The organism is Enterobacter sp. MGH119 (genome assembly GCF_001037675.1).
In the GTDB taxonomy this organism is placed as follows: Bacteria; Pseudomonadota; Gammaproteobacteria; order Enterobacterales; family Enterobacteriaceae; genus Enterobacter; species Enterobacter hormaechei_C.
Map to the genome: position 1 here is coordinate 2,273,141 of NZ_KQ089929.1, position 14,341 is coordinate 2,287,481.

At 50.1% G+C, this 14,341-nt stretch carries 14 protein-coding genes; 8 read left to right on the top strand and 6 right to left on the bottom strand.

Annotated elements, in window-relative coordinates; genetic code table 11:
* Window positions 1–46 precede the first annotated feature (46 nt).
* Together mmuM and mmuP are read right to left on the bottom strand one after the other, a co-directional pair.
* Window positions 47–979 (bottom strand): homocysteine S-methyltransferase, encoded by a 933-nt coding sequence (mmuM, locus tag SK53_RS10885; RefSeq protein WP_022650442.1) that lies wholly within the window; start codon window positions 977–979, stop codon window positions 47–49.
* A complete protein-coding gene (mmuP, locus tag SK53_RS10890; protein ID WP_048209297.1) occupies window positions 966–2,366 on the bottom strand; it encodes an S-methylmethionine permease in 1,401 nt (466 codons plus the stop codon). The genes mmuM and mmuP overlap by 14 nt, the downstream gene beginning before the upstream one ends.
* A 157-nt stretch (window positions 2,367–2,523) precedes the next feature.
* Between mmuP and SK53_RS10895 the strand changes: the two genes are divergently transcribed.
* The 6 genes from SK53_RS10895 to SK53_RS10920 all read left to right on the top strand — a co-directional run bounded on the left by SK53_RS10895 (window position 2,524) and on the right by SK53_RS10920 (window position 9,639).
* Entirely contained in the window at window positions 2,524–3,633 is a 1,110-nt protein-coding gene (locus SK53_RS10895) for an AI-2E family transporter (RefSeq protein ID WP_003863175.1), read from the top strand.
* A 114-nt stretch (window positions 3,634–3,747) separates the two neighbouring features.
* Complete coding sequence (locus SK53_RS10900) at window positions 3,748–5,532, top strand: diguanylate cyclase (RefSeq protein ID WP_048209299.1); 1,785 nt, start codon at window positions 3,748–3,750, stop codon at window positions 5,530–5,532.
* A gap of 383 nt (window positions 5,533–5,915) precedes the next feature.
* The gene (locus SK53_RS10905; protein WP_022650440.1) at window positions 5,916–6,410 is read left to right on the top strand and encodes a putative pterin-binding protein; all 495 of its coding nucleotides are present in this window, start codon (window positions 5,916–5,918) and stop codon (window positions 6,408–6,410) included.
* A gap of 17 nt (window positions 6,411–6,427) precedes the next feature.
* Window positions 6,428–8,365 carry a putative bifunctional diguanylate cyclase/phosphodiesterase gene (locus SK53_RS10910; RefSeq protein ID WP_048209301.1) on the top strand — a complete coding sequence of 646 codons (1,938 nt, stop codon included), beginning with the start codon at window positions 6,428–6,430 and terminating at the stop codon, window positions 8,363–8,365.
* Between the two features lie 259 nt (window positions 8,366–8,624).
* Window positions 8,625–8,882, top strand: a complete 258-nt coding sequence (locus SK53_RS10915) for a YjhX family toxin (RefSeq protein WP_003863178.1) — start codon at window positions 8,625–8,627, stop codon at window positions 8,880–8,882.
* 10 nt (window positions 8,883–8,892) lie between these two features.
* On the top strand, window positions 8,893–9,639 hold the full coding sequence (locus SK53_RS10920; protein WP_048209304.1) for an SAM-dependent methyltransferase: 747 nt from the start codon (window positions 8,893–8,895) through the stop codon (window positions 9,637–9,639).
* Between the two features lie 106 nt (window positions 9,640–9,745).
* On the opposite strand, the gene SK53_RS10925 is transcribed toward SK53_RS10920, so the two are convergent.
* Window positions 9,746–10,944 (bottom strand): IS3 family transposase gene (locus SK53_RS10925; RefSeq protein ID WP_121301499.1). Its coding sequence is split into 2 segments (ribosomal slippage): window positions 9,746–10,665 and window positions 10,665–10,944, totalling 1,200 coding nucleotides; the frame shifts between segments, so codons are not numbered across the junction.
* Between SK53_RS10925 and yecR the strand changes: the two genes are divergently transcribed.
* Window positions 10,937–11,128, top strand: a complete 192-nt coding sequence (yecR, locus tag SK53_RS22755) for a YecR family lipoprotein (protein WP_071785715.1) — start codon at window positions 10,937–10,939, stop codon at window positions 11,126–11,128. The two genes, SK53_RS10925 and yecR, sit on opposite strands and share 8 nt — an antisense overlap.
* A 22-nt stretch (window positions 11,129–11,150) precedes the next feature.
* On the opposite strand, the gene SK53_RS10935 is transcribed toward yecR, so the two are convergent.
* The 3 genes from SK53_RS10935 to SK53_RS23755 all read right to left on the bottom strand — a co-directional run bounded on the left by SK53_RS10935 (window position 11,151) and on the right by SK53_RS23755 (window position 12,316).
* Complete coding sequence (locus SK53_RS10935) at window positions 11,151–11,507, bottom strand: putative T6SS immunity periplasmic lipoprotein (protein WP_032608610.1); 357 nt, start codon at window positions 11,505–11,507, stop codon at window positions 11,151–11,153.
* Between the two features lie 2 nt (window positions 11,508–11,509).
* Window positions 11,510–12,052 carry a type IV secretion protein Rhs gene (locus tag SK53_RS10940; RefSeq protein ID WP_048209309.1) on the bottom strand — a complete coding sequence of 181 codons (543 nt, stop codon included), beginning with the start codon at window positions 12,050–12,052 and terminating at the stop codon, window positions 11,510–11,512.
* Window positions 12,053–12,157: 105 nt separating this feature from the next.
* Window positions 12,158–12,316 carry a hypothetical protein gene (locus tag SK53_RS23755; protein ID WP_023315491.1) on the bottom strand — a complete coding sequence of 53 codons (159 nt, stop codon included), beginning with the start codon at window positions 12,314–12,316 and terminating at the stop codon, window positions 12,158–12,160.
* A gap of 860 nt (window positions 12,317–13,176) precedes the next feature.
* Between SK53_RS23755 and SK53_RS10945 the strand changes: the two genes are divergently transcribed.
* The gene (locus SK53_RS10945; protein WP_133147738.1) at window positions 13,177–14,292 is read left to right on the top strand and encodes a hypothetical protein; all 1,116 of its coding nucleotides are present in this window, start codon (window positions 13,177–13,179) and stop codon (window positions 14,290–14,292) included.
* Window positions 14,293–14,341 lie beyond the last annotated feature (49 nt).

Here is a 14,341-nt window from a genome sequence, read left to right on the forward strand (position 1 = left end):
GCGGTTGTTTCGCCGGGTAAGGCGCAGCCGCCACCCGGCAAAGACCTCAGCGCTGAACCGTCAGCGCAGCAATATCTTTCGGCGTGGTCCGGCAACATCCCCCGATTAATTTAGCGCCAGCCGCCAGCCACTGCGGTAAATACCCCGCCAGCGTCTCGCACGCTTCACCGTGGTGATGCCAGGTTTTGCTCACCGCATCATAATGCTCGCCGGAATTCGGATAGACCACCAGCGGCAGCGATGTCAGGCTGTGCAGATGCGTCAGCGCCGAGGTGGTGTTTTCCAGCGCGATACAGTTGATCCCCAGCGCGACAACCTGCGGGTAGTTTTCCAGCGCAGAAACGACATCCCGCAGCGGCGTTCCGTCACTCAGGTGCTCGCTGTCACGCAGGGTAAATGAGAACCATGCCCGGGCGCGGGGATACGCCGTCAGCAACGCCGCCAGCGCCTTAATCTCAGTGAACGAAGGCAGCGTTTCACAGGCCAGCAAATCCGCGCCCGCATCCAATAGCGCCTCTACACGCGGGCGGTGGAAGGCGGTGAATTCTTCAGCGCTACGCACGTAATCGCCGCGATACTCGGAACCATCGGCCAGATACGCGCCGTAAGGGCCCACAGATCCCGCCACCAGCAGCGTGCCTGCATTTGCGTTCTCAGCCAGGTACGCTTCCCGCGCTTTGCGTGCCAGCTCTACGCTTTTGCCAATCAACGCCCGGGATTGCGACTCGTCCAGCCCGCGAGCGGCAAAGCCCGCGGGTGTCGCCTGATAGCTGGCGGTGATCGCCACCTGTGCCCCCGCGCGGTAGTAGTCGAGGTGTACGTCACGGATCAGCTCCGGGTTTTCCATCAGCACTTTAGCCGACCAGAGGCTGTCGGCAAGGTTACAACCGCGCGCTTCCAGCTCCGTTGCCATTGCCCCATCCAGCACGACAAACGGCTGGTTTTCAAGGAGGGCGGTAAGCGGATTATTCTGCGACATGTTCAGGCTCCTGCGTGGTCAGGTTTCGGGTCAGATAGTACGCACCATAACACAGGGCGACAAACGGAAGCCCGCAATAAAGGGCAATACGCTGGCTGGGGTCAAACCACAGGCCGACGCAGGCCACCAGGCAGAGGATAAATCCAAGCACGGGCACCAGCGGATACCATGGCGCGCGATACTGCAACGCCGAAAGCGGTTGCCCGGACTGCACGTGACGGCGACGAAACACAAAGTGCGACGCGCAGATGCTGATCCACACCGCCACCACCGCAAAGCCGGAGATAGCGGACAGCGCCACAAACACCGTATCCGGCGCGACCACGCTGGAGAACAGCGCCAGCACGCCGCCCAGCATGGAAACGGAGAGCGCCGTCAGCGGCACGCCGTTTTTGTTGACGCGGGCAAAGCAGCGCGGCAGCGTTTTCTCGTTAGACAGAGACCACAGCATACGGCCAGAGGCGTACAGGCCCGAGTTCGCCGCCGAGAGGATCGCCGTCAGGATCACGAAGTTAAAGATATCCGCCGCATACGGAATGCCGACCTTTTCAAACACCAGCACAAACGGACTTTTCTCCACGCCAGCCTGCTGCATGGGGATCAGCGCCGCCAGCACAAACACGGTGCCAATAAAGAAGATGATGAGCCGGGCGATGGTGGTGCGAATAGCAACCGGAATAACCTTGTGTGGGTTTTCCGTTTCCCCTGCCGCGATGCCGATAAGCTCTGTACCTGAGAAGGCAAAGTTGACCGCCACCATGGTCATCAGGATCGGCAGACCGCCGTGCGGGAACCAGCCTTCGGCAGTAATGTTGCTCAAGCCCGGCGCCGGTGACCCATCCTGCATCGGGATAAAACCGAAGATCGCCGCTCCGCCGAGAATAATGAAGGCGATGATGGTGATGACTTTCACCAGCGAGAACCAGAATTCCCCTTCGGCGAAGAAACGCGTGGAAATCACATTAAGAGCAAAAATCACCACGCAAAAGACGACGCACCACGTCCAGACGGGAACCTGCGGGAACCAGTACTGCATACAGAACCCGGCTGCGGTAAAGCTCGATCCCAGCGCCACTGTCCACGTAAGCCAGTACAGCCACGCCACGGTATACCCTGTCGCCGGGCCGAGATAACGAGCGGCGTAGACGTGGAACGCCCCGGTTTCCGGCATCGCCACGGAGAGCTCGCCCAGACACTGCATAACCAGCCAGACCACCAGCGCACCGATAAGATACGCCAGCAGCGTGCCCGCCGCGCCAGTTGTCGAAATGATGTATCCGGTATTGAAGAATAACCCTGTGCCGATAACGCCACCCAGCGAGAGCATAATCAGGTGGCGGGTTTTCATGGTGCGCTCAAGCTGCCCGTTTTGTTGTTCTGTTTGCATATTACCTTCTAAACGTATGGACATCTAAACATCCAAAGAAGGGTGTTATACCGCGATTGTTAACAAAAAGCCACCCGGCACGACTTCGGCGCAATTATTGGTAAATCCTTAAATCAGTTCTATAGTCGACACAGTTTCTTCTTCACCAGGACTCACTATGCGATTTAACGGACTGACCAAAGGTTTCTTTATTCTCATCCTGGCCCTTGTAACCTGGGCTTTCTTTGACGTGCTGTCACCCTATTTCTCGGCGATTCTGTGGGCCGCGATCCTGACCATCATTTTCAACCCGGTGAAAAACAAGCTGCGTACCGCGCTGGGCGATCGCAACGGGCTGGCTTCCCTCCTCACACTCGGCATTATCTGCCTGATCGTGTTTATTCCGTTGATGGTGATCCTTTCCTCGCTCGCGGTGGAACTGAACATGGTTTACACCAAGCTGCAACAGAACAACACGCAGTTCCCGGAAGTCATCGCTGGTATCTTCAACCGCCTGCCGGACTGGGCCAGCGGCTTCCTGGCGGATCACAACCTGACCAACGCCGCGCAGATCCAGAAAAAGCTTTCCGATGTCGCGTTACAGGGCGGACAGTATCTGGCGGGTAGCGCGTTCCTGATTGGTAAAGGGACGTTCGGCTTTGCTATTAGCTTCGGCATTATGCTGTACCTGCTGTTTTTCCTGCTCAAAGACGGGCCCTATCTGGTGCGCCAGATCCTCGACTCGCTGCCGCTGTCTGACTTCGTCAAACAGCACCTGTTCGCGAAGTTTGTCGGCGTCTCGCGAGCTACGGTAAAAGGTACGGCGGTCGTGGCGGTGGTTCAAGGTACGCTTGGCGGTATCGCCTTTGCCATCGTCGGTATTGACGGTAGCGTACTGTGGGGAGCGCTGATGGCGTTCCTCTCCCTGGTGCCCGCCGTCGGCTCGGCTATCGTCTGGGTTCCCGCCGCCATCTTCCTGTTTGCCACTCACCAGCTGTGGCAGGGTCTGTTCATTGTGGGCTTCTTTGTCATTATCGTCGGGCTGGTGGACAACCTTTTACGTCCGCTGCTGGTGGGCAAAGACACCAAAATGCCGGACTACCTGATACTGATCACCACGCTCGGCGGTATGGAGCTGTACGGCATTAACGGCTTTGTGATTGGGCCGCTGATTGCCGCCCTGTTTATCGCCTGCTGGAACCTCTTCTCCGGCCGCGACCACGCAGGCAACGCCGAGGAGCTGGACGCAGATTTTATCGAAGAAGGAAAAAATCCTCCGGATCTCTAACTAAACGCGTTTTGACAGGCGGCCCGGTGCCGCCTTTTTTTTCGCGATAAATCAGGGGTTTTCTATAATCTTTAATGAACGCTCTTCCACATTTGTCGTAGAAGGATCCAACAGGTGCGAATCGCCACGATCACAAACTGGGCCTATGGTGTCACGGTGTGCCTGACCATTGCTTCCGGTATCGTCATGCTGATGGCTTCCCATGCCGACAACGTAGAACGTCAGGCTGTTAAGCAACGACAAATTTTTGACCAGCTTACGGAAGAGATTGAAGCAGAAACCTGGATGCTCTCCGACTTAGCGCGCCTTTACGCCATCAAAAAAGAGCCCGATGTGCTGAAAACGTACCAGGCGAAAGAAGGCGAACTGAAGAATATCGAGCGCAAGCTGGGCCAGTTAAAAGATACGGGCGCAACGGGCGAAGAGCTGGCGCTGCTGTACGAAGGGCTGAAGATTGTCGATGACCTACAGGATGAACAGCAGGCAGCAATTGCCAGCGTCGCCAGGGGTGAGGAACAACAGGCCATTGCGTTACTCTTCGGCAAAATCTACGAACTTGAAATGGAACGCGCCCAAAGCAAGATTGACCATTTTCGTGTGCTTCTGGATAAGCGCATTATCGCCGATGTCCAGGCAGCGACCAACACGTCAAAAACCCTGCGTACCGCCTCTGAAATGATGGTCGGCCTGACCGCCCTGCTCTTCTTATTCGTGATGGGTTTTATTCTCAAGCACCGCGTGCTGCGCCCGGTGGTGCGCCTCAGTGATGTGGTTCACCGGCTGGCCTCACAGGATTACGCCGTCGAAACGCCAAATTTCAACCAGGTCGATGAGATAGGCGATATGGCGCAGGCCATTCGCATTTTCCGCGAGAACGGGCTGGCAAGGCAGCGGCTTGAAAAAGAACGCGACGCAGACTGGGCCATCCGCGAGCTGCTCGCGCGAATGACCCAGCGCTTGCAGGGCTGCGAGAACGTTAGCGACGTGATTGAGGTGGCAGAGCTGTTTGCTCCCAACATTGCGCCGGGTGTCGCCGGGCGTCTGTATATTCTGGATCGAAACCCGTGGGAGATGCGCTGTGCGGCGGAATGGTTATCTCCCCAGGGAGAAAAAAATGCTTTCCACCCCGATCAATGCTGGGCCATACGCCGTGGTCAGAGCCACCCACCGGTCAACGGCGAGCCGGATATCGGTTGCCAGCATCTGCCTGAATCACAAAAAGACAGTTCATTCTGCGTGCCGCTCATTGCGCAGGGGGAAGCCATTGGTTTGCTGTCGTTTCAGAACATCACGCCTGAAACGGCACCGTCCCGCGCCTATCTCGAATTAATGGCGGAAGCCCTGGGTCTGGCGCTGGCCAACCAGCGTCTGCGCGATGCCCTGCTGGAAAAAGCGCTATTCGACCCGCTCACCGGCTTGCGTAACCGCCACCACCTTGAAGATACCCTGCGCACTCAGATAGCTCAGGCGATGCGCAATGATGAACCGGTGAGCTGCATGATGATCGACATCGATCACTTTAAAAGCATTAACGATCGCTTCGGCCATGAGGCTGGCGATCATGTGATTAAGAGCGTGGCGACAATTGTTCAGCGTGCCGTGCACGATGCCGGCCTGGCCTTCCGCTTTGGTGGCGAAGAGTTTCTGGTGCTACTTACGGGTGCGGATGAGGACGCGGCTCACGCCTGCGCAACGGAGATTTATAACGGCGTCCATACGCTGTCGCTACGTTATGGGCTTGCTGAGATTGGCCCGGTAGATGTGTCGATCGGGGTCGCCAGTTACCCGCAGCACGCCCAAAGCGACGACCTGCTGCGCGCGGCAGACGTGGCGCTCTACCGGGCGAAAGAGCTGGGGCGCTCGCGGATCGTCAGTTTCAGTATGCTGGAGGCGGGTTAAGCGAAACTCAGTGCCAACGACGTCAGAGGTACGCGCACTCTCTTATTCCCTCACATTGAGGGTGCGTTATCATTCTTTGTACAAATAAATTCATCTTAACGATGCCACCATTGATAAAAAATGGGGGTGCGTAAATATATCAATAAATCAAAGCGATCATTTTTTAAACTCGGGTGGTTTATTACACTAAGTTTTTATGTTTTAAAAAACGTAAGCTTCAGCCAGCGGTCTGCAATCATGGGGCAAAATACAGCTATCATTTTGATTTTTATGATTTTAATCAAGTAGCGTTTGCAAAAAGGCGTGGCGTTCAACAAAATAGACAAACTTATAGGATAAATAACTTATAATTCTTATACTTCTGTTAAAAAGAGGAGGCCAATATGCGAATAATCCTAATGCTGTGCTGCTTTTTGGTACAAAGTTTAAGCTGGGCTGGCGAACTGCCAAAGCCTGTGGGCAAACCCATCTTAACCATTACCGGTAATATAGAAAATACGAACGAAAATGGAAATGCCGTTTTTGATATTGCCAGCCTTGAAAAACTGGGCATGGTGAGTTTCCAGACGACCTCTCCCTGGTATAATGGCCGCACGAAGTTTGAGGGTATCCCGATGCGCAAACTCATGGAGTATGTGGGTGCAAAGGGTTCTGTCCTGAATGTGATTGCACTCAATGATTACACTACCGTCATCCCTCTCAGCGACTTCCAGAAATACAACGCCATCCTGGCTTTAAAGGTCAATGGCGAATATATGCGCATCCGCGATAAAGGTCCGTCATTCATCGTCTACCCTTATGACAGTCTTCCTGAACTCAATAATCAGATTTATTACTCGCGATCGGCATGGCAGGTCAGCAAAATGAAGATTGAATAGTAGTTCAGGAGAACATAATGAACAGGATCCTGGTTGGTATCATTTTTTCTCTTTTTATCACTACTGGATATATAGCATTTCTTGTTTACGATCGTCAGCAAGAGTTGCAAAAATTGACTCACTACACTGAGTCCTGGTCTGTAGCCCAACTGGTATCTGAATATTACCGATTTGAATCATGGATTGGACTGTACGCAACCGAGACTGATGACGTTACGGTAGACCAGGTTCGCATGCGCCTGGAAATCATGCTGAGCCAGAATGATTTATTGAAAGAGGGCGGCCTGGGTCGTTATATAAACAGCGAAAAAGCGCACCAGGCGCTCGCCTTACGCCTGGAAAATATACTGAACTATCTGGATGGTCATCTTGAGAAAATGAGCCGTTCAGAGTTAAAGCTCTATCTGAACAATATGCATTCACTGGATGCCCCGCTAAGCCAGCTTTCATCCACGGCTTTAACAAAAGATGTTAATACAATCAATGAAACCAACCTTAAAATACAGGTTCTGTATTATATTTATTCGGCACTTTCGCTGTTGCTGGTTATTTTAAGCTTCATACTGGGCTTTTTGATTATCTATCAAAATAAAAATATCCTGAAAGCCCATATGCAGGTGAAAACGCTGGCTGAAGAACTTCAGCTATCCAAAGAAACCCTGCAAATCCAGAATACAAAACTGGAATACGATGTTTATCATGACTCCCTTACCGGAATGAAAAACCGTCTTTTCTTTTGGGATGATCTCAATAAACTTAATCTACAGGCTGAGAAAAAACATATTTCGGTCACGGTGATGTTATTCGATTTAGACCGATTCAAAGAGGTGAATGATACCTACGGTCATGATACCGGGGATTTACTGTTACGTGAGGTATCCACGCGCCTTAATGCTTTGGGCCGCTTTTCAGAGACATTTTATCGTTTGGGCGGCGACGAATTTGCGTTTCTCTCCAGTGGCTTAACCGAAACCGCAGCCGTCTCACGCGCGCGAGAAATCAGTGATAGCATCAGCAAGCCCTATACAATCAATAATCAACTCATAAAAATAGCCACCTGTGTAGGTATTGTTTTATCGGATAACGAACGACGTTCAGATTACCTTTATAAGTTTGCCGATCTGGCGCTCTATGAAGCCAAGAAAGAAGGTTCTCAGCAAATCAAAGTCTTCCGCCAGCGAATGCTACAGAAGTTGCAGGAAAGCAGAACCCTTGAAAATGATATGGCAAGAGCAATAGAGAATGATGAATTTGTTGTTTATTACCAGCCTATTGTGAATTCCGTCAGCAAGGAAATTTACGGCTATGAAGCGCTTATTCGCTGGATGCATCCTGTAAAGGGAATGCTTGCCCCGGATAGCTTTATTTTCGCCGCTGAAAAAACAGGCATGATCAACGAGATAGGTAAAACCGTACTTAAACTGGCCTGTAGGGAAGCGGTCTCCTGGACTGTTCCGGCCAGGATCTCCGTCAACGTCTCGCCTGTTCAATTGGGCAGCAAATCATTTATTAATACGGTGCAGTCCGTTCTGGCTGAAACCGGGCTCCCGGCTAACCGTCTTGAGTTAGAGGTCACGGAGTCCTCCCTCTTCAGTGACAGAAATAACCCCATTGCGATTCTGAAAAAACTCCGCGCACTGGGCGTAAGAATCTCCATTGATGATTTTGGCACGGGCTATTCGTCGCTCTCCAGACTCAGCGAACTGAATTTTGATAAAATCAAGATCGATAAATCTTTTGTCAATCCGATATCTACGCAGGAAGATGCGCTTAATATTGTGAAGCTGATTACCGGTATGGCTAAAAGCCTTAATATGGGCGTCATAGCTGAGGGCGTTGAGACCGAAGAGCAGCTTGAGCGGCTTCAGGCTCTGGGTTGCGAGCTTGTGCAGGGATATCTTTTCAGCAAACCACAGCCTCAGGTCGACAGCAAAATCAAGAGCGGCCCGGAATGATTCCCTCTCCTCAGCCCGATACCAACCGGGATCACATTTTTCACCCCTGGGTATTCACTGACAATAAACAGGTGTTATCATTCACCCCGTAAATATCTATCAACTCAATCCGAGGCTTTGATGCTGGAGAATGTAATCATCCGATAATCAGCTTCCCGACCATTCCAGGCCGGACTGATTATCAATGCGCTGAAACCGTATGCGGACACCGCTGTGTGTTTGCACGTTTTGCCCATGATGATTAAACAGGTTTTCCAGTATGAATTTATCCCGTCAGGAACAACGTACCTTACACGTTCTCGCCAAAGGTGGCCGTATTGTGCACGTCCGCGATACCTCCGGCCGCGTCACCGCCGTTGAATGCTATAGCCGCGAAGGGCTACTGCTGGCTGACTGCACGCTCGCCGTTTTCAAAAAGCTCAAAACCAAAAAGCTGATCAAATCCGTTAACGGTCAGCCCTACCGCATTAACACTACGGGGCTGAACAACGTTCGCGCTCAGCCTGATAATCGTTGAGGAGAGGATGATGGATATCCCACGTATTTTTACTGTTAGCGAAAGCGAACACCGCATTCATAACCCCTTTACGCCAGAGAAGTACGCGACGCTGGGCCGCGTGTTACGCATGAAGCCAGGCACACGCATTCTCGATCTTGGCAGCGGCTCGGGAGAGATGCTTTGTACCTGGGCACGTGATTACGGTATTACCGGTACCGGCATCGACATGAGCCCGCTCTTCACCGCGCAGGCCACACTGCGCGCAGAGGAACTTGGCGTCAGCGAACGCGTCCATTTCATTCATAACGACGCGGCCGGCTACGTCGCGAATGAAAAATGTGACGTGGCGGCCTGCGTTGGCGCAACCTGGATTGCGGGGGGCGTAGCCGGGACAATGGATCTGCTGGCAAAAAGCCTCAAGCCCGGGGGAATAATGCTCATCGGCGAACCGTACTGGCGTCAGGTACCCGCGACGGAGGAGACAGCCCAGGCCTGCGGCGTCTCGTCGATTGCAGACTTTCTCACTCTGCCCGGTCTGGTTGCGTCTTTCGATCAACAGGGCTATGACCTGGTTGAAATGGTGCTGGCTGACCAGGAAGGCTGGGACAGGTACGAAGCCGCAAAATGGATGACCATGCGGCGCTGGCTGGAGGAAAACCCAGACGATGACTTCGCGCAGGAGGTTCGGGCGGAGCTGACGATAGCGCCTGAACGTCATGTGACGTACACGCGGGAGTACTTTGGCTGGGGAGTGTTTGCGTTAATGGCGCGATAACATAACGCTGGCGGTATAGCCTTTAGGGTTATGCCGCCGTTCAACAGACAGGGTTAAGCATTCAGCCAGAAAGTGCAGCATAGATGGGTTGAGTTGTTTGAAGTGGTCAACCAAAACTGGCCACGGCTTTAGAGTTTTTCCAGTATCGGTTTTCCGATTCGTTTGGGGGTAACCCACCGTTATAGTCATGCGGCCTTACCGAACTGTAATACCCGACGATATAGTCTGTGATCGCATGAGCTGCTTCGCTAAAGTTTATATAGCCTGTCACTGGCACCCACTCGTTTTTCAGACTTCTGAAGAAGCGTTCCATCGGGCTGTTATCCCAGCAGTTTCCGCGTCGGCTCATACTTTGCCTGATCCGGTAACGCCACAATAACTGCCGGATCTGCCTGCTTGTGTAGTGGCTACTCTGGTCACTGGGGAACATCACTCCCGCTGGTTTACCTCGGGTTTCCCACGCCATTTCCAGCGCTTTGATGGTTAGCTTGCTGTCCGGTGAGAATGACATTGCCCAGCCTACCGGTTTCCTGGCGAACAAATCGAGAACAATGGCGAGGTAAGCCCAGCGCCTGCCTGTCCAGATATACGTCACATCGCCGCACCACACCTGATTAGGCTCTGTCACTGCGAACTGTCGCTCAAGGTGGTTTGGGATAGCAATGTGTTCATGGCCACCACGTTTATACCGGTGGGTGGGTTGCTGACAACTAACCAGTCCCAGTTCTTTCATGAGTCTGCCGGCAAGCCAGCGTCCCATTCTGAAACCTCTCAGGGTTGCCATAATGGCGATACTCCTCGCGCCAGCAGAGCCATGGCTAATGTTATGCAGCTCCAGAACCTGGCTACGTAATACAGCCCGCTTGCCGTCTGGCTTTTCGGGGCTTTTCACCCAGTATTTGTAGCTGCTGCGATGAACCCCGAACACCTGGCAGAGTGTGACCACAGGATACTGCGCTCTGAGTTTTTCGATTAACGAGAACTGTTCAGGGAGTCTGACATCAAAAGCGCGGTAGCCTTTTTTAATATGTCGTTTTCCATTTCAATGCGTTGTAGCTTTTTCTTTAGCTCACGTATTTCAATCTGTTCCGGGGTTATAGGGGAGGCTTTAGGTATTTTACCCTGTCGTTCATCCCGTAACTGCTTTACCCATCGCGTCATGGTAGAAAGCCCCACGTCCATAGCACTGGCCGCAGCTGCAACGGTGTAGTTCTGATCAAGGACCAGTTGAGCGGATTCGCGTTTAAACTCTGCGCTGAAATTTCTTTTTTCATTGGGACACCTGTATTGTTCTGAGATGAGCATATCACCTCTGTTCAGGTGGCCAAATTCAGTAAACCACTTCACACAGCGTTGCGCTGCATGGGGCTATTCTGGTGCTGAGCCTTTCGGTGGTTCAACTTCTGTTTGTTCTCAACCATCCTCAAGCGGATGTATGGAAACAATGGTCACAATGGAATATCAATGTACTGGTGACTTGAAGAAATAAGATTTGGGGGCAGAATGCCCCCTTATTCTTTGGGATAAGAAAATTCAGCAGTGACTAAATACGCCCCTGATTTAGCAGATTGGACGTCATACGCGAAGTTATACCGCTCTCCAGGTGTAAACTTAAATCCGAATACAGGAAGACACTCACCCTTCGGTACATAAACAGGCTTGTCATCAAAAATATTGTGAAGAGAGTCGCTATTATCACTGTTGATTTGGATAGCAGTGATCCGTTCCTGTGGCTCCAGTGGTGACACCACACAAACTTGATTATCTTTGATAAATGCCGTTGTAGATTCACGATCTACCATTCGATCACCAGGCCCAGGGCATCCCGTTAAGAGGAATACAACACCCAGCAACATTTTGTTTTTCATGTTTAACGCCCCTTCCCTGTTACGATTTTCTGGTAAAGCGAAGGGACATCCTGCAATTTGTCTACGCCCCTGTACATCCCCATGCGCCCTGGTCTCTGATAGGAAGACCACTTACTGATCCCATAAACCAGCAGTAACCAGTAATCAGCTAAAATAGAGGCTTGCTGCTCAAGAGAGTAATCAGTGAGCTTTTCTTTATCCAGCCTGTAGGTATATTCAGCAGCCCAGCTAAACGCACCCCGCATTCTCACCCATTGCCCGTGCTGGTGTTGCCACACATGCCCCAATTCATGGATGAAAACATATTTATCTTCAACGAAAACTGAGTTTGCGGAAAAGTCTTCCCTGTACATCTGTTTTCTGTACCACAACTCCCCGTTGGGAGTCATCGCGTAGTTCTGTTTCTGGAGGCCGAACGGTAAATAGCTGTCGCAATGAATCCAGACACGGCTATACACTATCGAATCACCGAACACTCTGCGAGCCATTGCAATCTCGCCTAAGGTCATCCGGCGTAATGTTCCTTCCTCTGCCTGTGCGCTCATAAACTGTCCTCCTTGTATGATTTATATCAGGGTATCCAGAGAGCAGGAAATGCGCAACTAACAGATTTTGGACAATAGAAGCCAATTAGCGGCGTGTTCGGTAGTTTAAAACATGTTGTTAGCCGCTCGCGCCAACTTGATTTCCTCTCGCTCTTCCTGCTTCTTAGCAAGCCAGGCTTTCCCCTCTGGTGTTGCCAGGAATTTACGGGCGTGAATCTTACGGTTGTTGCGCTTAGTGGCTGCTGTATTCGTGGCTTTTGACATGGTATCCCCTCCGCTGAATCTGCCAGCGTTCAACGTACAGCAGAGAGACAGTACAACGAAAGTTACAATGGTGCAGATAATAGATGATCATTACGTGCCGTGTTGGGCACATAAGAAAAGGCGGCGCATAGCGCTACCGCAGGGTGTAATCCCTTCGCAGGGAGGATAAAGCCTTAGCACGTTCTCTTATCAGGTGATCGTTATACTCCGGTGATCGAAACCGTGGCAGAGCCGGATTCTTTCCCGATCCGGTTAGTCTTCCCAACATTACGCCTGTTTATTCTCTGTGACCTTTCACAAGGTGTAGCATCATTGAGCGCCGCACGAAGCGCGGAACGTATCGCTAATGGTTCAAGTGATGTGTTTAGAGAGTCCGGCAACTCTTTCAGCTTCAAGGGATGGCAAAATTTCTAATGCTGTTCGGGCTTGAGCCTGGTAACTACCCGCCAGTACGTTGTACAATCCTTGAGCCGATACAACGGAAAGGCGTTTACCAAGTGTTATCAAGGATGATAATGAAAGATACAATCCTTTAGGTTTTTGACGATAAGTGATTGATTTTCTTAGATGGTGCCGATAATAGGAGCAAAACACAACACCTATATCATTGTTTTTTAAGCATTAAATGTATTAGATAATTATACATACCCCCATAAGTACCCCCAAGAAAAAATTTACTGATGATTTATCCAACAATCAGAACCGATTACCAAATGCCACGAGCTAACAAGCACCAAGTTCCGATAGGGTAGCAGGTAATAAAAGATGGAATATGTTACTTTAGAAGGGCAGGTATAGTGTGTCATTTTTCATGCGCACAATATCTATCATTATGTATTACCTTAACTATCGAGGTTGCCGTGAACGAAATATCAATTCCGATTCTAATTTCAAACTTTAAACCATTTAGATTGATATGCAGGGACAAATTTGACATTTGGAATCCCAGTTTAGAACAGATAAACAAGTCAACCTATGATTATGTTAAGTTGCACAGAGCAAGCAAATTTTTCGATGCAAACTTGCCAAGGAAAATGCCCGCCTGCCTCGGTTTTGATGGCAGTCTAATCTTCCCCTTCATTGAAGAATTCCAAAATGATGACTTTGTCATTGAGGAATTTAATCGAATTCTTGCCTCTATTTTTATTGGTGGCGTTTATGTTGAATCCATTTCTCCACTAGATGTTTCAAAGGGGACAATAAATACCATTGGTTACTACCGCTACTCTACCACTCACAGCAGCAATTCAGATTTCCATCGAGCTGTAGGGGAATGTGATGCAGGATCCTTAGCTTCAATAAAATTATTAGAGCCCGATATAATGGACGCTGATAATATCATTTCAGCTTACAATTATGGGCATCTAATTCTCTCGAAACTTACAAACGTTTCACCTACCCTTCTTATTGGTTCATTCACGTATTATAGACATCATCAATTACGTGAGTCTTTAGCCCATGCTTGGATTAGCATTGAACAAATATTAGAGATTATTTGGAACCAAACTATCATTGAAAATGCCAAAAATATAAACATCCAAAAAAGAAGAAAATTCCTAGAATCGCAACAATGGAATTCTGCACATAAAATCGAAATGCTATATCAAAATAACTTTATATCCGAAACCCTGTATTCTTATTTAAGTACAGCCAGATTTGCACGGAATGATTTCATACACAAAGGCCTAACACCATCTTATGACGATTCACTTTCGGCTTTAATGTCTTTAATACTACTTCTAGAAGTTGTTTCGTTATTAAATGAAATTAATTTTGACAAAAATAGACTTGAAAAGAATTTGATGAATAAATCAAATCACTTCACTCTTCATACATATACCCCTGCACGAGAATCGCACGAAGTTGAAGGTATAAAATACTGGAGAGAGTTAAAAAAAATCCCAGGAGATAAAAATTGGGAGGGTGAATACGAGTCATTTCCTGATATAACATTATCCCCCTTAGATCCTGATTAAAAATCATGGGTTAATTATCAAATCGTCAGCGAGCATCTGATTGTTAATG

Bases quoted from the DNA above. Each gene is read 5' to 3' on its own strand.
- mmuM (WP_022650442.1), bottom strand. From the start codon at position 979: ATGTCGCAGAATAATCCGCTTACCGCCCTCCTTGAAAACCAGCCGTTT.
- mmuP (WP_048209297.1), bottom strand. From the start codon at position 2,366: ATGCAAACAGAACAACAAAACGGGCAGCTTGAGCGCACCATGAAAACC.
- SK53_RS10895 (WP_003863175.1), top strand. From the start codon at position 2,524: ATGCGATTTAACGGACTGACCAAAGGTTTCTTTATTCTCATCCTGGCC.
- SK53_RS10905 (WP_022650440.1), top strand. From the start codon at position 5,916: ATGCGAATAATCCTAATGCTGTGCTGCTTTTTGGTACAAAGTTTAAGC.
- SK53_RS10910 (WP_048209301.1), top strand. From the start codon at position 6,428: ATGAACAGGATCCTGGTTGGTATCATTTTTTCTCTTTTTATCACTACT.
- SK53_RS10915 (WP_003863178.1), top strand. From the start codon at position 8,625: ATGAATTTATCCCGTCAGGAACAACGTACCTTACACGTTCTCGCCAAA.
- SK53_RS10920 (WP_048209304.1), top strand. From the start codon at position 8,893: ATGGATATCCCACGTATTTTTACTGTTAGCGAAAGCGAACACCGCATT.
- yecR (WP_071785715.1), top strand. From the start codon at position 10,937: ATGAGCATATCACCTCTGTTCAGGTGGCCAAATTCAGTAAACCACTTC.
- SK53_RS10935 (WP_032608610.1), bottom strand. From the start codon at position 11,507: ATGAAAAACAAAATGTTGCTGGGTGTTGTATTCCTCTTAACGGGATGC.
- SK53_RS10940 (WP_048209309.1), bottom strand. From the start codon at position 12,052: ATGAGCGCACAGGCAGAGGAAGGAACATTACGCCGGATGACCTTAGGC.
- SK53_RS23755 (WP_023315491.1), bottom strand. From the start codon at position 12,316: ATGTCAAAAGCCACGAATACAGCAGCCACTAAGCGCAACAACCGTAAG.